This is a genomic window from Paraferrimonas sp. SM1919, from assembly GCF_010993985.1.
In the GTDB taxonomy this organism is placed as follows: domain Bacteria; phylum Pseudomonadota; class Gammaproteobacteria; order Enterobacterales; family Shewanellaceae; genus SM1919.
Window position 1 is genome coordinate 22,556 of record NZ_WINH01000031.1, and the last position, 21,070, is coordinate 43,625.

16 protein-coding genes are annotated in these 21,070 nt (G+C 44.4%); 6 read left to right on the forward strand and 10 right to left on the reverse strand.

The genetic code is table 11. The features are described from left to right. The first annotated feature begins 117 nt into the window (after positions 1-117). From GFB48_RS15830 to GFB48_RS15855, 6 genes are all read left to right on the forward strand, one after another. Entirely contained in the window at positions 118-1,323 is a 1,206-nt protein-coding gene (locus tag GFB48_RS15830; protein ID WP_163938023.1) for an exonuclease SbcCD subunit D C-terminal domain-containing protein, read from the forward strand. Next, the gene (locus tag GFB48_RS15835; RefSeq protein WP_163938025.1) at positions 1,323-4,979 is read left to right on the forward strand and encodes an AAA family ATPase; all 3,657 of its coding nucleotides are present in this window, start codon (positions 1,323-1,325) and stop codon (positions 4,977-4,979) included. The genes GFB48_RS15830 and GFB48_RS15835 overlap by 1 nt, the downstream gene beginning before the upstream one ends. Before the next feature lie 109 nt (positions 4,980-5,088). Then, entirely contained in the window at positions 5,089-5,448 is a 360-nt protein-coding gene (locus GFB48_RS15840) for a hypothetical protein (RefSeq protein ID WP_163938028.1), read from the forward strand. Between the two features lie 15 nt (positions 5,449-5,463). Continuing rightward, positions 5,464-5,907 carry a dCMP deaminase family protein gene (locus GFB48_RS15845; protein ID WP_163938031.1) on the forward strand — a complete coding sequence of 148 codons (444 nt, stop codon included), beginning with the start codon at positions 5,464-5,466 and terminating at the stop codon, positions 5,905-5,907. A gap of 71 nt (positions 5,908-5,978) precedes the next feature. Beyond that, positions 5,979-6,494, forward strand: a complete 516-nt coding sequence (locus GFB48_RS15850; protein WP_163938035.1) for a DUF3127 domain-containing protein — start codon at positions 5,979-5,981, stop codon at positions 6,492-6,494. A 155-nt stretch (positions 6,495-6,649) separates the two neighbouring features. After that, a complete protein-coding gene (locus tag GFB48_RS15855; protein ID WP_163938038.1) occupies positions 6,650-8,584 on the forward strand; it encodes a monovalent cation:proton antiporter family protein in 1,935 nt (644 codons plus the stop codon). A gap of 11 nt (positions 8,585-8,595) precedes the next feature. Here GFB48_RS15855 and GFB48_RS15860 read toward each other — a convergent pair whose 3' ends face one another. The 10 genes from GFB48_RS15860 to queF all read right to left on the reverse strand — a co-directional run. Next, positions 8,596-9,759, reverse strand: a complete 1,164-nt coding sequence (locus GFB48_RS15860) for a patatin-like phospholipase family protein (RefSeq protein ID WP_368669084.1) — start codon at positions 9,757-9,759, stop codon at positions 8,596-8,598. Between the two features lie 131 nt (positions 9,760-9,890). Further along, positions 9,891-11,597: a proline--tRNA ligase gene (locus tag GFB48_RS15865; RefSeq protein WP_163938040.1), complete on the reverse strand. Its 1,707-nt coding sequence runs from the start codon at positions 11,595-11,597 to the stop codon at positions 9,891-9,893. Between the two features lie 102 nt (positions 11,598-11,699). Continuing rightward, positions 11,700-12,317 (reverse strand): DapH/DapD/GlmU-related protein, encoded by a 618-nt coding sequence (locus GFB48_RS15870; RefSeq protein WP_163938042.1) that lies wholly within the window; start codon positions 12,315-12,317, stop codon positions 11,700-11,702. Further along, a complete protein-coding gene (locus GFB48_RS15875) occupies positions 12,317-13,573 on the reverse strand; it encodes a phosphatase PAP2 family protein (protein WP_163938045.1) in 1,257 nt (418 codons plus the stop codon). Before GFB48_RS15875 ends, GFB48_RS15870 begins: the two co-directional genes overlap by 1 nt. 61 nt (positions 13,574-13,634) lie before the next feature. Beyond that, on the reverse strand, positions 13,635-14,348 hold the full coding sequence (tsaA, locus tag GFB48_RS15880; RefSeq protein ID WP_163938048.1) for a tRNA (N6-threonylcarbamoyladenosine(37)-N6)-methyltransferase TrmO: 714 nt from the start codon (positions 14,346-14,348) through the stop codon (positions 13,635-13,637). Next, the gene (gene rcsF / locus GFB48_RS15885) at positions 14,338-14,718 is read right to left on the reverse strand and encodes an Rcs stress response system protein RcsF (RefSeq protein WP_163938050.1); all 381 of its coding nucleotides are present in this window, start codon (positions 14,716-14,718) and stop codon (positions 14,338-14,340) included. Before rcsF ends, tsaA begins: the two co-directional genes overlap by 11 nt. A 155-nt stretch (positions 14,719-14,873) precedes the next feature. Beyond that, the gene (locus GFB48_RS15890; RefSeq protein ID WP_163938053.1) at positions 14,874-16,142 is read right to left on the reverse strand and encodes an amidohydrolase family protein; all 1,269 of its coding nucleotides are present in this window, start codon (positions 16,140-16,142) and stop codon (positions 14,874-14,876) included. 1 nt (position 16,143) lies between these two features. Beyond that, on the reverse strand, positions 16,144-19,191 hold the full coding sequence (locus GFB48_RS15895) for an amidohydrolase family protein (protein ID WP_163938056.1): 3,048 nt from the start codon (positions 19,189-19,191) through the stop codon (positions 16,144-16,146). 132 nt (positions 19,192-19,323) lie between these two features. Beyond that, positions 19,324-20,046 carry a YebC/PmpR family DNA-binding transcriptional regulator gene (locus tag GFB48_RS15900; RefSeq protein ID WP_163938058.1) on the reverse strand — a complete coding sequence of 241 codons (723 nt, stop codon included), beginning with the start codon at positions 20,044-20,046 and terminating at the stop codon, positions 19,324-19,326. 228 nt (positions 20,047-20,274) lie between these two features. Beyond that, a partial coding sequence (gene queF / locus GFB48_RS15905; protein ID WP_163938060.1) for an NADPH-dependent 7-cyano-7-deazaguanine reductase QueF occupies positions 20,275-21,070 on the reverse strand: 796 nt, incomplete at its 5' end.

Sequence of the window (21,070 nt, forward strand, 5' to 3'; positions counted from 1 at the left end):
AATAATGCTACTTGAGCCATCAAATTCACCTAAAACGGTCATTTTTAATGCTTAAATTAACATCTTGTCTACAAGGGCACTTATTTTTCCATGCCAATTAACCATCAAGGTAACTAAATGAGAATCATTCACACATCAGATTGGCATCTGGGCCATCAATTACTTGGTCAATCGCGTCAGTTTGAGCATCAACACTTTTTAAATTGGTTGTTGCAACAAATTAAACAGCACCAAATTCAGTTGCTCATTATTGCTGGTGATGTTTTTGATACTGGCACTCCTGCCAGTTATGCACGAACCATGTATCATGATTTTTTAGTGAAGGTAGCGGCTTTAGGCAGCTGCCAAGTTATCGTTACCGGCGGTAATCATGACTCTGTTGCTATGTTGCATGAGTCAAAGAGTCTGCTGACCGCTTTTAACGCTTATGTGGTGGGGGGCATCGAAGCCGATGAATTACCCGTCAGACCAATTTACAATGATGAGCAATTGCTCGCGGTGGTCTGTGCTGTCCCTTATTTAAGGCCGAGGGATTTAGTGCGTTCTGAAGCTGGGCAATCGATTGAGCAAAAACAGCAACAATTAGCAGAGCAAATTAGTCAGTATTATAAAAGCTGTTATCAGCATGCGCAGACACTTGCCCAAGACAGTCAAGCTGCCATTATTGGTTGCGGGCATTTTACCTTAGTGGGTGGCCAAGTGTCAGAATCGGTCAGGGAATTATACATAGGCACTTTAGATGCCTTACATGCCAGCTTGTTACCGGATTTTGATTATTTGGCTATGGGGCATCTGCACAAGGCGCAACAAATTGATGGGAAACCACACTTAAGGTATTCGGGCGCACCATTACCGTTAAGCTTCAGTGAAGCCGATAAACCTAAAAGTGTCACTATGGTTGAATTTTCAGGTAAGCAAATGACTGCCCACAAGCAATTGCAGGTTCCTATCAGTCAACCTTTATTGAGCCTTACCGGATCATTAGAGCAAATTATTGCCCAGATAGTGCAGTTACAAGCAGAGCCCACTCCCGAGCGACCCACCTGGTTAGAGGTGAATATTACCCAGCAGCAATACTTATCGGATCTGGTTGAACGCATTAACAGTCATCTTGATGACCATTACTTTAAGTTATTGCGAGTAAAGCGCATCCAACAAGTCAATAAGCAAGTACTCAACACCAAGCAGTTAAGTTTAGATGAGCTCAGTGAAGCGCAAATTTTTGAGGCTAGGTTGCAGTTAGAAGCGTTGTCTGATGAGCAGCAGCAATCACTTAAACAAGCCTTTAAAGCATTACAACTACAATTGGCAGAACAACAATAATGAGAATTTTATCTATCCGTTTAGAAAACATTAATTCTTTAAAAGGCGCTTGGTATATCGATTTTCGCGATCCTGAATTTCAGCGTTCAGGGTTGTTTGCCATTGTTGGCCCGACGGGCGCGGGTAAGACCAGTATTTTAGATGCCATTTGTATTGCGTTATACCATCAAACCCCAAGACAGGTATTAAGCCAGAATAATAATGGAGTGATGACTCGTGATACCAGTTATTGCTGTGCGGAAGTTGAGTTTGAAGTCAAAGGTAAGCAATATCGTGCATTTTGGGCGCAACGGCGTTCAAGGGGTAAGGCCGATGGCAAGCTGCAAAAACCTGAGGTGGAATTGGCAGAGGCTGATGGCAAAATTATTACCTCGAAACTTTCTGAAAAAATTAAAGCAGTCAGTGAACTCACTGGATTGGATTTTGGCCGCTTTACCAAATCTATGATGTTAGCCCAAGGTGGCTTTGATGCTTTTTTAGCGGCGGCGGCCAATGACCGGGCAGAGTTACTCGAAGAGCTCACGGGCACTGAAATTTACGGTTTATTGTCCAAACAAGCCTATGACAATCATAAGCAGCATGCTCAGCAAGTGCAGCAATTAAAGTTTAAGCTTGAGCAGTTGCAGATGTTGTCAGCCCCTGAGTTAGCTGAAATTGAGCAACATAAGCAAGAGTTACTCGCTTTAGAAAAACAGACTAAAGCTCAGTTAAGCGCGTGCAATCAACAGCACCAACGCCAGCAACAATTTTCACAGCTTACGCAGCAGCAGCAGGGATTACAGCTGCAATTACAACATCTGCAGCAACAAGCTGATGAGTTTGCACCGCAGCAACAGGTTTTGGTTAAGGCTTTAGAAGCACAAAAATATCAGGGCCAATATCAGCAATTACAGCAAGCTCAACAGCAGCAGCAAAGTTTATTGATACAACTTGAACAGTATCAACAGCAAAAAGCACTGCTTGAACAGCAGCAAACCAGCTTGGAACAACAAGAGCAGTCTTTGGTAGAGGCGTTAAAACGAACACAAGCCCAGAGTGAACAAGATCAACAGTTAGCGCAGCAGCAATTGATCCCCCTTGAACAGCAAGCCAATAGCAATGCCAAACAGATCCAACAATTAACTGCCAAGCAACGGCAGCAAACGACCCAGCAGCAACAGCTAAACGCTGAGATAAATCAACGTAAACGTTATTTACAGCAATCTGAGCAGCAGCATCAGCAGCTAAGCCAATGGTTACAGCAGAGTGTAGTCAACGAAGACGTGGCCCAGCAACTTCCCCTTTGGCAGCAGAATTACCAATTACTCGGGGAGTTAGAGCAACAACTGTTGCACTTTACTCAGGAGTTAACGCAACGGCAGCAGCAAGAGCGAGAGCTCAATAGCCAACAGCAACGCTATGGGGCTGAAGCTCAGCAAGTGCAACAGCATCAACAACGGTTAGGCCAGCAGTTACAACAGCTATTATTACAGCAGCAACACTTATTGGGTGATCTCAATATTGAGCAATTACAACAGCAGTTGCTCAGTTTTAGGGAACAAACTCCTTTGTTAGTAAAGGCTCAACACCTACATAATCATAATGAGCAACTGCAAATGCAGTTGCAGCAGTATCATGAGGCCCATCACCAAGCCCTCGCTCAGTTGTCACAGCTTGATGCCGAACAACAACAGCTTGAGCCCAAATATGACATGCTGGTGCAGCAACGTCAGGATTTACAGCAGCTGCTTAAGTTGCAACAGAAGATAGCGTCTTTGGCTCACTACCAGGCGCAATTACAGCAAGGGGATCCCTGTCCTTTATGTGGTGCCACTGAACATCCAGGGGTTGAACCTCATTCTGAGCACGAATATCAGTTACTTGAGCAGCGCGTTGGCGATAATCAGCAGCAATTAGAGCAGCTGCAACTGTTAAATAAACAACTGTTTGCTCAGCACGGGCAGGTGGAAGCACAAACGCAACAATTGCAGTTGAATATTGAACGCTTGCAGCAGCAGTTACAGCACAATGGTTTACAGCTTCAGGAGATCTCAAGCGAGCTGGGCTATGAGCACCGTTTAACCGTCGAACAGGTGATTAACCTTCTCCAGCATGAGCAACAATTACAAGCATTGTTTCAACAATGGCAGCAGTTAGAGCAACAAAACGGCCAGTACCAGCAACAGCGAGTGCAACTGCAGCAAACGGAGCAGCAACTCGAATATGGGATTAAGTTGACCACGCAACAACAGCAGCAACTTGGCGCTCAAGTTGAACAGTTGCAACTACAAATCGATAAAGTACAGCTGCAATTACAGCAGTTAGTCAGCCAGTTGCTAGGGCAACTACAAAAGCTTGGTTTTGATTCGGATGATCCTTCTGACATCATGGCCTTTATTGAACAAACCGCTGTGCAGTGGCAACAGCATAAGCAGTACCAGCAACGACTTAATGACACCAATAGCGCCATTGAGCAAGTTAATGCTGAAATTAATATGCAACAACAGGCGTTAGCTTTAGTTGAGCAAGAACAGCAGCATATTAGCGAGCAATTACAGCAAACGCAGCAACAGCACCAGTTACAATGTCAGCAATTGCAACAGCAGCTACAAGGGTTGAGTATCCAAGAGTTTTTGCAACGTGGACAAGATCAATTGCAAGCCGAGCAGGCATTACTGCAACAAGCTCAAGCGCAAACTAAGCAAAACTTAATTGAGTGTAATTCGGTTGTGGGGCAGTTCAACCAATTAACTCAATCGTTGGCACAGTTGTCTGAGCAAATAGAGCGCTATCAGCAGCAATGGCATAGTACATTAAATGCAAGTACCTTTAATGATCAGCAGGCATTTATCGCAGCTAACTTACCCCCTGAACAGGTTGAGTCTTTGCAGTTGCAACAGCAACAATTGCAACAGCAGTTACACAATACCCAAGCCAAATTAGAACAGCTGTCTGAGCAGATAGCGGCGTCCAAGGTTGAACAGGATGAGGGTGGCTACTCTTTAGAGGAACTCGAACAGCAACAGGCACAGTTCACAGCCCAGTTGCAGCAGTACCACCAAGGTTTAGGTGAGCTTGATCTGAAATTAAAGCAACATTTAGCTCAAGGACAAAAACAGGCCGCCTTGTTACAGCAAATGGAACAGCAAAATCAGCAGCTTGATATCTTGGCCAAACTCAATGACATGATTGGTTCGGCAGATGGCGCTAAATTCAGAAGATTTGCTCAAGGGTTAACCTTAGGGCAACTGGTTCAGCTTGCCAATGGTCAGTTGCAGCGTCTTGATGGCCGCTATCAATTGCAGCGCAGCGATGAACAGTCATTGGAGTTAGAAATTATCGATACTTGGCAAGGTGATCAAAAGCGTCTACTCAATACCTTATCTGGTGGTGAGCGCTTTTTGGTGTCATTGGCGTTAGCATTGGGGTTGTCAGATTTAGTTTCCCAGAAAACCTCTATCGATTCTATATTCTTGGATGAGGGCTTTGGCACCTTAGACCAACAAACATTAGATACCGCTCTAGCGGCGTTGGATGCCATCCAAGCACAAGGGAAAACCATCGGCATTATCTCTCATGTTGAGGCGTTAAAAGAGCGTATTCCCACCAAAATTGAGGTCCACAAAAGTGCAGGCTTAGGGGTGAGTTCTCTGGCTGGAATGTATAAAGTTTCATAATCAAATCAAATTGATAGAAGATTATTGCATAGAGTCAAAAAATTGACTATGGTGGTTTTGTGACCATGCTGATTTGAGATAGGTAGTTTTTCTCACCAAGGGAGTAATTATGTATCTAAAAATAATATGGATAGTGGCAATTTTTTTGTTTTTGCTTGGCTGTGTTAATGATGAGACAAGCAACTCGACAATATGGGTCTATCAGTACCAACAAAGCCAGACTTGCCAATTAGACTCTGGCTTAACACAGCAACAAGTCAGGCAATCTTTAGATGATGCTGGAATTGCTGTTTTGTGCCAGGGGATGGGCCACACTGGCTTGCCTCAAGCCAGTGTATGTGGGATAACTACAAATGAAATCTATGCTTTTGAAATTTTTAAAGATAAACTGCTAGAGGCGGAAAACCTAGGCTATCTAATTCTGGATGATTTAGAGCATGCTGAAATTGAAGTCAGTTGCAAAGAATAATTATAAAGGTTTAACATGTTATCTAAGTGGTCAAAACGTTTTTATCAGATGGCATCTTTGGTGGCATCTTGGTCAAAAGATCCTTCTACTCAAGTAGGTGCAGTGATCACCGAAAAAAATCGCATTGTTTCTTTGGGGTTTAATGGATACCCCCATGGCATAGCGGATGATGCCGAAATTGATACTCGGGATTTAAAGTATTTAAAAACCCTGCACGCCGAAGAAAATGCGTTACTTTTTGCCAGGCGAGATCTGACCGGTTGTGAAATTTGGGTGACCCATTTTCCATGTCCTAATTGTGCTGCCAAAATTATTCAAACCGGGATTAAAGCGGTTCATTGCCCAGAACAATCTGCAGACTTTTTATCTCGCTGGGGTGAGAAAATTCAACTCAGCCAAGTCATGTTTGACCAAGCTGGCGTAAATGTTCATTGGTTACCGCTTTCAGAATTAAATTAAGCGTTAAACTCTGGCCTTGTTGCCTGTGCCTTGGTTATACTTAAAGGGATAAAAGAAGTTAGAGAAATATCATGTCTAAGAGTTATGAAATGCAGGGTGTTATCCATTCTATGGGTGCAACCACTGCCTATGGTAATAATGGATTTACCAAGCGCGAGTTTGTTATTAAAGTAACAGGCCCAGATGAGAACCCAAGCTGGCCAAACTACGCCGCTTTTGAATTAGTAAAGGATAAGTGCGCACTGTTAGACCAATACCAGGTTGGCCAAGAAGTTCAAATCCAATTCAATATTAATGGTCGTCTATGGGCTGGTAATGGCCAAGGCGAACGTTGTTTTACTTCTTTGCAAGCATGGCGGGTTGCACCAGCACAAGCGGCTCAAGCAAATCAAGGTTTTGATGAGCACTTCAATCAAGCGCCGCCTCAGGCGCAATTTGATCAGCGCCCACAACAGGCGGCACCTGCGCAACCACAACCTGTTGCAGCCCAGCCTCAGCACGCGGGCATGCAAACGGCCAACCAAGCGCCTATGGGGCAAACTTTCTCGAGCGATAATTCAGCTTGGGATGACGATATTCCGTTCTAACCAACGGATAAATTACAATTGTCGATTGAAATAATTAAGGGCTTGTTTTTACAAGCCCTTTTTTATTTTGCCTGGATTCGGATGCAAAAAATTCAATCAGCTAAACTTAGTCTTTATGATTAAATAGCGATAAATTAATTCGCCAGAGTTTTTTAATGGAACAAGGGATCATCAGTCAAATATTAGCAATGCTGGTTGCGGCAATTATATTTATTGCCCTGTTTAGACGGGTCGGTTTGCCAGTGGTGCTGGCTTATCTGATGACAGGGATCATCGCGGGTCCTAATGGCATTAACTGGTTTTCTAATGATGATATCCACTTAATGGGCGAACTCGGCATTGCGCTGTTGATGTTCAGTTTGGGGTTAGAGTTTTCTATACCTCGGCTGTGGGCGATGCGTAAGATGGTATTTGGATTGGGTTTTGGTCAAATGCTATTAACCTCAATTGTTATCGCCGCGGTGCTACTAAACTTCGGTTTTGAAGGCTTACCCGCCCTGATGATTGGGTTGATCTTGGCATTGTCGTCAACCGCTATCGTTTTGAAACTGTTTAATGAGCTAGGCAGTATTAACCAGCCCCATGGCGAACGTGGAGTAAGTGTGCTGTTGTTTCAAGATGTGGCAGTGGTGCCGTTGCTTATCTTGTTACCGTTAGTCGGAGGCCAGGGGCCGAGTCTCAGCCTGACTGAAATTGCTTTGCAAGTATTCTCTGGGGTGTTTGCCATTGTGCTATTGGTGACGGTCGGGCGTTGGTTGCTGCCGAAATTCTTTGATGAAGTTGCCCGAGCTAAAACCAATGAATTATTTGTACTGGCCACATTAGCCGTTGCTTTAATAACCGGTGCTATCACTCATTCTATTGGCCTGTCGATGGCGCTTGGGGCGTTTGTGGCGGGCTTATTACTGGGGGAAAGCCAGTATAAAAGTCAGCTAGAAGCCGATATCAGACCTTTTCGAGATCTGTTGATGGGGGTCTTTTTCATTAGCATCGGCATGTTATTGAATTTTGAGGTAGTGATTGCCCATTATGGTGTGATCTTAAGCTTGTTACTGGTCTTTACTTTGGTCAAAGCCATTGTGCTTTCGGGGTTAGTTTACAGTTATGACAAAGAGTTGGGCGTTGCGGTGACGACCGGGGTGTCTTTGGCGCAAATTGGTGAATTCAGTTTTGTATTATTGGCTTTAGCTGCAGATGTGAATTTACTGTCGGGCCAATGGAGTAATATTTTGGTCATGGTTGGGGTGTTGTCGATGGCCATGACCCCATGGATGGTGAAAGCGGCTCCCAAGTTAGGTCAAAAATTTTCTAGTCGTAAAATTAAGCAGCAACAATACCAACCTAATGAAGACATTAAAAACCATGTTGTGTTATGTGGTTTTGGGCGAGTAGGGCAGTCGATAGGGCGTTTTTTACATGCCGAGGGCATAGAGTTTGTGGCCATTGACTCAGATCCCGTCCGTGCCAAAGAAGCGTTAATGGCTGGCGAACCCGTATTATTCGGAGATCCGACTAATCGAGCCTTATTACGAATGGCGGGCATTAAGCGAGCCAATATGCTGGTGGTTTGTTTTAAAGATAAAAAAGGTGCGTTGGCTTTAGTGCAAATGGTTAAGGCACAAAATCCGGATTTAAAAGTGCTGGTAAGGACCACCGATGATCAACAGTTGAAACAAATCCAGCAAGCCGGGGTGGATTTGGTTGTGCCTGAATACCTTGAAGGTTCTTTAATGATGGTGTCGCAAGTCTTGCATCAACTGGGTGTGCCCATTGGCAAAATTTTAAAAAGGCTCGAGCAAGAACGTCGGGATCATTATCAGAATTTACATAACTTTTATTCTGGTGATAAATCCGATATCACCAAGGACTTTTTGCATGGTGTGCATGTGCTAGCGGATTCTTATTTAGTGGGCAGACCCATTAACCAATTAGATTTTAATCAATTTAACATTCAGTTAGATAGCATTAAACGAGATGGTCACTCGCTGCCATTAGATGCCAGCTTTGAGCTGCAAGAACATGATATTGTGTTATTGGCTGGTAAAGCCCGTCATATTGAACGGGCTGAAGCCTATATTCACAATGGCTGAGGGGCAGGGCATTATTGCAATTCGAAAAAATCTTTAATTTCATCGGCGCGAGCGAGAGCGTCTTGTTCGCCCAGTTTGATAAGTTCGCGGCTGAAACTGTTTTCGAATAGCATATAGGAAATGATACCCGGATCTTTACCGTTACCGCCGCCAATCATTTTCAGTAACCAACGCACCGCCCATGGCAGTGAGTAATAATGTTTTAGCGCCAGCTCTGAGAGATTAAGGGAGGGCTTAAACAGCAGCATCTCAATTGGTTTTAATCCTAATTTCTGGCGGGTGGACGCATTGAGGTGGGCGACGGTTTTGTTTATCCTTTCGACACGTTCAATATCGGCGTTTAACGTGTCAGCGAATACGATTTCCATGATTTGGCCAAAAATTTGTGCCATCGAAGGATGTTTGATTAACGTTTTCGTTTGTTTTTCAATGTGACTTTCTAGGTTGATCACCAAGATTTTGTCCGCCCCAAGATGAATTGGGGTACTCAATGGTGAAAATTGGCAGATAGCACCGTCACCGTAGTAACGATTTTTAATTTTGATACTTGGGAATAATATTGGAATGCCGGCACTGGCCATCAGGTGATCCACAGTTAATTGTTCTTTGATCCCCTCACGCCCATCTCGCTGCCAAGGTTCAACATTACCTTGATAGAAACTAATCGAAGAGTTTTGGTTGTAGCTTGAGGCATCGACACTGATGGCATGCAGATAATCATCTGCAATATTTTTATCGAGCATCTTAAAGTCAATCACTTGTTCAAGCAGTTTAGCCAGAGGTTTGGTATTAAACACGCTCACCGCGGGAGATGCAGAAGTGCTCCAAGTAAATTTTCGCACCATCATTGCCAACAAGTGAGCCAGCACCCCTTTGGTGCTGCTTTTAAATATGTTTTTGCTGCTCATATTGTGCCAAACCCATTCAAGCTTTCTAACCCCTAAGTGAAAGCTCGATGCGTAGCAGCCGAGTGCGCAAGAATTGATGGCGCCAGCGGATGAGCCACAGATAATCTTAAAGGGTAGGCCATGATTTCTGGGGTAAAGTTCAGCTATCGCTTTTAAGACGCCTACTTGATAAGCCGCTCTAGCACCGCCGCCGCCAAGCATTAAGGCAATTTTATTTTTATCGTGAGTTGACTCACTGGTGAACTTGTTTTTTAACTTACTAATCAACTGCTTGCCCTCTATATCAGTCTATTTAGTTTTGGCGATCAAGGACAGAAGTGCAAGTGTTAATGTCAAACTATGGTGAATAAGATATAAAAAAAGCCAGCTTATTCGCTGGCTTGATTAAATGCTAGGGCTTAGTGGCTTAACGCCGCGATGACGTCAGCGACTGGCAGTTCTGATTTCTCCCCAGTGCGACGGTTACGAAGCTCGATAACACCGTTATCAAGGCTGCGATCACCGATAACAACCGTATAAGGAACACCTAATAGCTCCATGTCGTTAAACATCACACCAGGGCGTTCTTTACGATCATCAAACAGTACATCAACACCGGCTTTGGTTAGCGCCTGATAGACTTCGCTAGCGGTGTCTTGTACGCGGTGTGATTTGTGCATGTTCATTGGTACGATACCTACCTTGAACGGTGCAATTGAATCTGGCCATACAATGCCATTTTCGTCGTGGTTTTGCTCAATCGCAGCGGCCACAATACGACTTACACCGACACCGTAACAACCCATGATAAGTGGCTTAGACTTACCTTGTTGGTCGAGAATGTTGGCTTTCATGGCTTCTGAGTACTTAGTACCTAGCTGGAAGATATGACCTACTTCAATACCACGGGCAAAAGCAATTGGACCATCATTTTCTGGGCTTTGCTCACCAGCGGTAATGTTACGTAAATCGAAACCTTCAGGGGCAGCAACATCGCGCTCCCAGTTGATGCCGAAGTAGTGCTGACCATCAATGTTAGCACCTGCAGCAAAGTCGCTCATTACTAGTACGCTGTGATCGGCAACCACAGGCGTGCTTAGGTTTACTGGGCCTAACGAACCTGGTGCAGCACCAACAATGGCTTTAATTTGCGCTTCATCGGCAAACTCTAGTGGGCTAGCGACTAGTGGGTGTTTTTCAGCTTTACACTCGTTTAGCTCGTGATCGCCACGAACCAATAGTGCCACAATGTCAGCGTCCGCATCTTCTGCCGCTTTAACGAATAAGGTTTTCACGGTTTGTTCGATGTTTAGCTCGAATTGCTCAACTAACTCTTCGATAGTCTTAGCGTTAGGGGTAGCAACTTGAGTCATCTCTTGGCCTGGGGCGGCACGCTCGGCAGTTGGGGCTGGGCAATCGGCACGCTCGATGTTAGCGGCGTATTGACCACCTTCGGCGTAAGCAATTAAGTCTTCACCGCTTTGGGCGAGTACGTGGAATTCGTGAGATACGCTACCACCAATAGAGCCGGTGTCGGCTAATACTGGACGGAACTCTAGGCCAATGCGCTCAAGGATGTTTGAGTACGCGGTGAACATTTTTTGGTAGGTGTCGTTTAAACACTCTTCAGAGGCGTGGAAAGAGTAGGCATCTTTCATGGTGAATTCACGGGTACGCATCACACCAAAGCGTGGACGAACTTCGTCACGGAATTTCGTTTGTACTTGGTACAGATTAAGTGGTAATTGCTTGTAAGAAGTCACTTCTTTACGAACAAGTTCAGTGATCACTTCTTCGTGGGTTGGCCCTAATACGAATTCGCGCTGATGACGGTCGTTAATACGCAGCAGTTCTGGACCAAACTGATCCCAACGGCCGGTTTCACGCCATAAGTCACCCGGTTGAACCACAGGCATTAGCACTTCAATAGCGCCTGCTTTTTCCATTTCATCTTTAACGATGGCTTCTACTTTACGCAGTACGCGTAAACCACTTGGCATCCAAGTGTATAGGCCTGCGGCCAGCTTACGGATCATACCGGCACGAAGCATTAACTGATGACTGATGATCTCTGCATCAGCTGGGGTTTCTTTTTTGGTTCCGAGTAAATATTGGCTAGTGCGCATTAGACTTCCAAAATAATGACTTAATTTATGATTTGGCGGTTATTGTAGCAAGAGATCTTAAGCTAGGCATCAATAAAACTGCACTGAAGTATGCAGTTTTTATCATTTATGGCGGCGATCCCCTATGACTTTGGCAGGATTACCAGCAACAATGGCATATTCGGGCACATCTTTAGTGACTACCGCCCCCATACCTACAATGGCATGATTGCCAATGGTCACGCCATCTACAATACAGACCTTGGCACCAACCCAGACATCCTCGCCAATCACCACCCCTTTAGAAGTCACCGCTTGTTGATAGATGGGCGCGTCCATACTCATGCCATGGTTGAAAGCGTAGATGGTGACATTGTTGGCAATACGGGCTTGGTTGCCAATTTTGATGCCGGCGCGACCGCCATCAAATGAGCAACCATGATTAATGCTGACTTCATCGCCACATTCGATAGGGCCATGTAAAAAACAGTCACTGGCGATGGCGCATTGATCGCCAAAAATGATATCGCGCCCTGGTTCAGCAAATAAATTACATTGCTCGCTGATAAAGCAATTATCGCCAAAACGGACCGTTTCAAGGGCACTGAAGCTGGCTTGTAGCTGCGCCTGCCAAGGCTGCGCCCAAACCAGGTGCTTGGGTTTAAGCTTGTAATACAGCCAAGGCATAAAATTGAGCCTTTGCTTATGTTGGGTTTGATAATCTGGAGTCGTTGCTTGCATTAAAACTGATATTTCATTTTGAGGCCGCCATAGTTGTAGGCCACTTTATTGAAAAAGGTCTTTCTGTCAATAGTGTGTTGATAACGACCGAAAAATAGCCCCGTTTGCCATTGATTTGATAACTGATAATTTACCTGGCCGTTTATTTCAAACAGTTTATTGCAGTCGATTTGGCTAAAGCGGGTATTGGCGTCAATACTCCAACGTTCACTGAACTGATACCTACTGGTCGCGTTGATATTGGGCATAAAATGGCTGACGCTTTGGTTTTGGTATTTAGTGCCAGGCTCGTTATCCAGCTCAATTTGCACAAATTGGCTGCTAAGGCCAATCCCCCCATGTAATTGCCAGTCTATGGTGCGTGCTAGGGTGAATTGGTAATCCGAGTGTAATGACCATAAACGATAGGCGGAAACAAGCGTCTCACCCCCTTGAAATTCTTTGCCCAGAAAGTGGTTAGCATGGCTGAGTCGGCTGTAGGTTCGTCCTTCAAAGGGAACAAACTCAAGCTGTAACTGCTGTGCTTTAGTGGTTTGGACATTCAATATTGCAGCAGCAAAGGTATGGGGATTTTCATTACCATTGAAGTGACTCAAATCGATCGAATTACTGATGCCATTGATATTTTGGGTGTTATTGGCTGCGCCGATATTCAATTGATAACTGTATTTAAAATCGGTTTTGGTGATGTGATTGCTGTTAGCGTCAGGATGATAACTGAAATTGACTCCTGGATTGTCGCCAACCTGAGCTGGAGTGGCCTGCCACTTACCTTGATGTGGCTCGGTAAAATACAGACTGGTTAACGTGGCTATGCTGGCACCAGCAAGCACATCATCCATAAAGTGCTTGTTGGCATGAACCCGAGAAAAGCCAACAAATGCCGCTGCACCATACGCTGGAATGGCCCAATAATTATGGTATCTATGGTCAATAAATGCGGCGCCGGAAAAGGCGGCAGAGGTATGGCCCGAAGGAAATGAATTTGGCGAACTGGCATCGGGTCTGAAGCGCCCAAAACCAAATTTGAGGGTATGGGTGATTGCCGAGGTGGCTGCGACGCCTTTAGTGACTTGCCATGCGCCATCATAATCCTCAATGGCAAGGGCGCTAAAAAAACCACTAGCCGGTACAATGATCTGTACCCAGTCGCCAACTTCAGAGACCTTATCGGAATAGTTAGTAATAATTGAGCTTTTGGCGAGGCTTTGCTGACTGACTAGGCCCAATGATAGGGCGATGATTTTTAGCTTCATAGATCCTTTACCTAGAGGTGACACAATCGAGCTCAACAAGCGGGAAGCGACAATCTAGGATTCAGTCCCCAACTTTCTCAATATCTTCAACAATTATAGTATTATCATCCACATACCAGCGGATATCTATATTATAAAGTAGCACTTGATAACGCTTTTCGTCGGTTTTTGCACGTTTATAGGCTGGTCTAGGGTCTTGGGCTAACACTTCGGTAATGACTTTTTTGGCATCTTTGGCAAGTGCTAAGTTGGCATCACTAAGTTGTAAAAGGGCCTGCGGAGTAAACTTTACTGGCTTTAATTCTGGCGCTTGCTGAGCCATACCACCATCAGCATCAACAATGGCATCAGAATAGGGTATGTAGGGCTTAATGTCGATAATTGGAGTACCATCAAGCAAGTCAGCGCCGGCAACCGTTATCGAGAAAGGTTTGCTGTCGGTGTTAACACTCACTAATTTCACCGCGGACTGACCAATGCCATTGGGCCTAAATGTCGCCCGAGTTGCAAATACTCCCATACGTTTATTGCCGCCAAGCCTTGGGGGCCGTACACTGGGCTGCCAACCGCCATCAAGGTTTTGGTGAAATAAAAACAACAGCCAAACATGAGAATATTGTTCCAGACCCATTAGGGTAGTGGGATCGTCAAAAGGAGGCTGCAGCTCTATTGTCATGGTCACATCTGCGAGTCCAGGTTGACGGGGAATAGCAAATTTTTGTTTGTATGGAGAGCGGCAAATCGCGACCGCTTCAATGGCGTGGTTATTGGTCATCTTTAATTACGTTAATGGCTTTACCAAAGCAGGTGATGTGGCTAAAACAGCCTGGAAACTCGGTGCTGACACAGTTTAATGGCACAAAGCCATTACCGCCTTTGGCTGCGACTTTTTCTCTGGCAAGGTTACGTGCGGTGGCTTCATCCGCTGGGGGTAAATCCGGGTTGGCTTGACAGCTTTCGCCTTCCACTAGGCCGATTTGTTTATAGCGTAATTGGCTTAATTGTTGCTCTGAGTAGAGTTTAACATTACCAATTTTTATAAATTGATTAATTTTGTCACTGTCTAGGTTACTTTTTAGAGGATAAGAGCCGCTGCTGCAGGCGGTTAATACCAGTAATGAGAGGCTTAATGAGATTTTTTTCATTGTCATTCCAGTTGATAGGCGCAAATTCAATTATAGTGTTGAATTTGCGCTGAGCTAGGGCCTAGCCAATATTTCTGCAGGAGTTTATTGGCGGTTAGTTTTATTTACTCCAATAAACTCCAACATAGCTAGCATCGCTCGCTGGCCCTAATAAATTAACGTTGACGATATTTTTCAACCATCTGGGTATGGCGGTTGTTGAGGTTCACTTTTCTGCCATCAATATACATGCTTTCAATATTAGCGGTTAATGGGTCAAGTGGATCTCCCTTACTAATAATAAAACTTGCGGCATAACCTTTGGCGAGAGAACCAATCGTATCTGCGCCTAAGATGGCTGCAGCGTGACTGGTGATTGCTTTAAGGCCTTCTTCTTTGGGTAAACCATAATTGATGGCTTGTCCTGCACTGTATGCCAGGTTGCGGCTGTTCCAAGCAGAATCAAAGCCAAGGGCAAATTTAACGCCATTTTGGTGGAGTAACGAAGGGATCTTAAAGGGGAGATCAATCGGTTCATCCACTCGCATTGGCAAAGCCAACACTTTGTTGTAAATCACAGCAATGTCAGCTTCGACCAAATCTTGGGCGACTTTCCAGCTATCATAGCCACCAACAATAACCATCCCAAAACCATACTTTTGTTGTAATCCTAGGGCGTGTTTTATTGGCTCCAATTTATTGGCATGTACAAACAATTTTGCCTCACCTTTAAACAGCGGTAACATTGAATGCCAGCGGCCATCATAATTGATCTGAGCGTTATTGATCACAGCATTGGCATAGCGCTTGGCGCTATCAAAGCTTTCAAAAACCTTATCAATATTGTCTTGATAACGCTGCTCCAATTGAGCTTGTTTCTCTTTATCTTGGGTTTGGCGAGGAGGTCTTGGCCAATACAAATGGAAGCGTTGTGCTGAAGCCACTAGGCCATCCTCTGGTCCCCAACTATCAAGGTTAATAAGCTGTGATTGACCCGCTAAGCCTTGTCCTCTAGGAACCGATAATGCATAACCCAAGCCGTTACTACGGATACTAGGAATAAGTTCAGAATCAAAATTCACGGCATTGATGGCTTGCAGCTGCGGATTGGCAAAGCCAACCTCATAACTGTCAACAGTGGCGCGCACGGCTTCCACTTCTTCAAGCCCTAAAGTGGTATCAAGGGCGATAAAAGTTGGGTAGACATGCTTGCCTTTTAGGTCGATGATTTTGGCATCCGTAGTCGTTGAGATATCACTGCCAAGAGCAGCAATTTTACCGTCGACTACCAGCATATCGCCGCTTTGTTCACCGGCGGCGGCATGGAAAATGCCATTAGTAAAAAGTAACGGCTGTGCTTGCTTAGGCCCTGGCACAAAATCATGGGCATGGGCACTGCTCGCAATGATGGCAGTAAAAAGGATCTTACTTAGTGTGTGCTTCATTTTAGTGCTCTCCATGATGATGTGCAGTTACGGTGTCACAGTGCCAAGTTTCGGCAGGCTCAGGTTCAGGGGTTAATTCACCATCATTTTGGGTAAAGTCACTGCTTAATAGCTTTTCCAGTAACGCTTGTTTTTCCATGTTATCTTGAATTTGTTGCTGGCTATTTTGCTGCCTATCATAGTATTTACGGCCATCAATCCAAGTGGATTCAACCTGGGCATAAACCGACAATGGGTGAGTATCCCACAGTACAATATCGGCTTGCTTACCAACTTCAATGGAACCGGTAAAGCCGTCAATTTTCAGCTGCTTGGCAGGATTGATAGTGATCATGTTGAGGGCATCAATCTCAGACATACCACAATACATAATTGATTTGGCCGCTTCTTGGTTGAGGCGACGTTGCATCTCATTGTCGTCTGAGTTGATAGAAGTTAGAACGCCTTGTTCATGCATTAAACAGGCATTATGAGGAACCGCATCAATCACTTCATATTTATAGGCCCACCAATCAGAGAAGGTCGATGCTCCAGCACCGTGGGCGGCAATTTCAGGCGCCGCTTTGTAGCCCTCTAGAATGTGAGTGAAAGTGCCAATTTTGATGTCATATTTTTCTGCAATATCGATAAATGCCAGAATTTCAGATTGCACATAAGAGTGAATATGAATATCGCGTTTATTCTGCAGAACTTGCACCATATTATCTAAGCGATGATCGGGACGAGGAGCAGCGAACATGCGTTTTTCAGAACGACTGAGATCTTCATAATCAGCAAGGCGCTGTTGGTAATCCTTGGCTGAGCTAAAGGCATAGTCGAACATGGCGGTCACACCCATTCGAGTTTGCGGGAAGCGGGAACGGTATTTATCTCCCCAGTTGGACTGCTTGACGTTTTCACCAAGGGCAAATTTAATGGCTGGGGCTTGAGTCAGCAGCATATCTTGAGCGCTTTGTCCCCATTTTAACTGTATAAGGGCTGAGCGACCTCCAATTGGATTGGCACTGCCATGTAATAGCTGCGCCGTAGTCACCCCGCCAGCTAATGAGCGGTAAATATGAATGTCGTCTGGATTGACCACATCTTCAATAGTCACTTCCGCAGTGATCGCATCTGACGCTTCGTTGACACCACCATTAATGGCAATATGGCTGTGCTCATCGATGATGCCTGCAGTTAAGTGCTTATTACTGCCATCGATAACCGTGAAGTCACTTGGAGTATCGAGGTTTTTACCTATCTCAATGATCTCTCCGTCTTCAATAATCACATCATAATTGTTTAGCTTGCCGGCTTTTGCTGATGTCCACACAGTGACATTTTTGATGTGGATATTTTGTTGCTTGGGTTGTTGTTGCAGACCAAAACTGGAGAAAGGCGAGGTCAGCTTACTTACCATTGCTGCTGGCTTGGATGTGGTTTTTTTATCCTGTGGGGATGACTGCGGTTCGAGTTTAATGCCCGAAATAGGTTGGTAATTACCCGCCGCTAAATGTAATTGACCAGAAATAGTATCATTGGCGAAATTTAATGAGACAAGTTTGCCTTGGTTGAAACCAGCAGGGGCCAAATTAGCAACTAAATCTAAATTACTCAGTGTCATATTGGCTTGCGAGACGTCAAGTTGTTGCTCACCGAGTTGCAGTTGAACCTGCAACTTACCTTTTTGTTCAGCGAGTTCTAGCAATAGTTCAACATTTTCAACGGTAAGCTGGTATTGACCTAAATATTTACTGAAGTGGTTGTCCTTAACAGGGTTCGCTTGGCCTTGGGTGTATACCGAAATAATTTCGCCTTCTTCAAATAGATTGCCATCAGCAATAATGAAATCGGCATAGTATCCTGGTTTCAAATCACCACTGATGTTATCAATTCCTAGCTGTTTGGCAGGGATTTGAGTCAATGCTTTCAGGGCCTGTTGTTGACTTAGACCAGCATTGACAAATTCACGTACCCTTGGAAGAAACTTTTCAGGCTTGATGCCTTTGTTGGTAAATGAAAACGGCACTTTAGCAGACTCGAGTGTGGCCGCATTTGTTGGTGCACGTTCCCAATGTCTTAGGGCTGATAGCGACACATCATAAGCCTCAGTAATCGAGCTTATTTTGGGAGCGTTTGGCAAGGTTAGTGGCAAGATCAAACCTTCAATCTGATCTTTTATTTGGTCAATTTTTTGATACTCTCGACCACTCGCGACATAAATACCTGAACGTTTGGCTTGATTGACCAGTAGGCTTGCACGTAATAAATCGTTAGGGGTATGAGTACTAAAAATAATCGCTTGTTCATTATTGGCTAAGGCGGCTAATGCGGCATTAAATTCAACCTTACCTTGAGAGTAATTCGCCCCTTGTTTATTGGCATTTTGTTGGTACCAATCAGCATCACTAAAAGTCTGTCGGATCAAAGCCATGGCACCCATTGTTGAGGTGGGGTATTCCATGGTTGAGGCGCCTTTATCAAATGATAAATAGTGGTTGGCAGTGGCTTTGTAAATGACGTCAGGGGTTGCCCGATCGGCTAATGAAACGACCGCTGCTTGGCCTTGGAAAATACCATCATTAACAACCGTTGCCACACTGGTAAAGCCATTATTGATAAAGGTTTTGGCAGCTTTAGGATCCGCATTAAAATGCTCAACCCATGCTTGCTCGGCATGAATCGCCTGATTAGAAGCAATGCCCCCTTGGCGGTCAATTTGATAAACAGGTTGCTCTGATTTTTTAAAATCATATTTAAAATTGAGTCCATAACTGGTCAGAGGGTCAATGAAACCGGGATAGACATGCATCCCTTTGAGGTTAATGACAGTACTGCCTTTTATCGAATCCAGATCATCGCCAATGGCCAGAATTTTACCGCTCTGAATGGCCATTTTGCCATTGTTAATGGTTTGGCCATTAGCAAAGTGGATGGTTGCACCTTCGAAAGTGATGACTGAATTATCAAAACTTTGCGGTGCCTGTGGAAATTGAGTTTGTCCTGCGTAAAGATTTGGCGCAAGACAACAGGTGATACTTAACACACCTAAGGCTTGTTTGAGCTCCATTGGCTTCCCTTCTGAGTCTTATTTTTTTACTAGCTTGCTAATACTAAAGGATTTTTGAAGACTTAAATAGAGGGAAATAAAAAGGGCGGTAAATACCGCCCTTAATTTAACAAACTTATTTGTAACAGAATTTTATTCTGGTAATACCGCGTTGTGATACACGTTTTGTACGTCGTCGTTGTCATCGAGCATATCCATGAATTTTTGGAATGCTGGCATGTCATCTGAAGTTAGCTCTGCTTCTGACTGAGGTACGAACGAGATTTCTTCTAGGTCGAATTTAATGTCGCTGATTGCTTCAGAAAGTGCCGTTTTAACATTGAAGAATTCGGTATGTGGCGCGAATACGGTTACTTTACCGTCTTCTACTTCAACATCGCTCACGTCAACGTCTGCTTCCATTAGGATTTCTAGTACAGCATCTTCATCATCACCGTCAAAGCGGAAAATAGCTTGGTGCTCAAACATGTGCGCTACCGTACCTGGGCTACCAATTTTAGAGTCGGTTTTCACGAATGCTTGACGAACGGTCATGTAAGTACGGCTGTTGTTGTCGGTTAGACAGTCAACAATTACCATGCAGCCACCAGGGCCAAAACCCTCATAGCGTGCTGGTACATAATCTTCACCACCGGCACCGCTTGCTTTATCGATGGCTTTTTCAATTACATGTGAAGGTACCTGATCTTTTTTCGCCTTTTCTATTAAGCGACGTAGGCTTAGGTTTGAATCAGGATCAGTACCACCGTTTTTAGCGATTACGTAGATCTCTTTACCGTACTTTGAGTAAAGCTTGGTTTTAGCGCCGGCCGTTTTGGCCATAGATAATTTACGAACTTCGAAACTTCTTCCCATGGGAACAATTACTCTTTACTTTTTACAATTAGTCAGATTGTAACAATATTAAACAGGTTTTTTCTAGGGTCTATTGCCCTTTGATGTTCACTTTATCAACGTTTTAAAGGATAACTTAGCCAGATGCTCGATTTTAACCGTAGTTATGCTAGGAAAAATGAGACGACCCCAGCTAAATGGGCCTGTGAACGCATCCACTAGATAGCTTTTGTTAGCGATTGTTTAGCGCTATTGACGGGCTTGGCGGTCATTATGCTTAGGTGTGGCTTCAAAATTTGAACGATAAGGGTTAATGTCTAAGCCACCGCGGCGGGTGTAACGTGCATAGACGGTCAGTTTCTGGCAGTGGCAGTAGCGGATTAAATCGGTAAAAATACGCTCGACACATTGTTCGTGAAACTCGTTATGATCCCTAAATGAAATTAAGTACTTTAGCAGCGCCTCTTGGTTGATTTTAGGGCCGTGGTAATGGATATAAACACTGCCCCAGTCCGGCTGCGAAGTAATGAGGCAGTTAGACTTTAATAAATCTGAAGTAAGCGCTTCGGTAACGATTTGATTTTGATCTGCCGCATCGACCAAATAGTCCGGGTTAAAATGATAATCATCCATAGAAATATCAAGATCATCAATATTGGTCCCAGTAAATTGGCTTTGCTTTAGAAGGTGAAATTGGTTTGCAGGGATCAGCTCAACTTTGACTTCAGCACCCGCACAACAGGACAGATCTTTGGCAATGGTCTGTTGCAATTCATCGATGGATGCAATTTTGGTTTGATTAAAACTGTTTAGATACAATTTAAAGGATTTTGATTCGATTAAATTAGGGCTGGCCGCAGGTACTTCAACGTTGGCAATGGCAACATGGGGCTTACCCTTGGGGTTTAACCAGGAAATTTCAAAACAGGTCCACAGATCTGCACCATCAAAAGTGGTCTTTTCATCGAGGGCTAGGGCATCACGATTTAGGCTTCTTGGTACGCCTTGGAGAAGTTCAGGCGCATACTCGCTGACATAGCCTGTC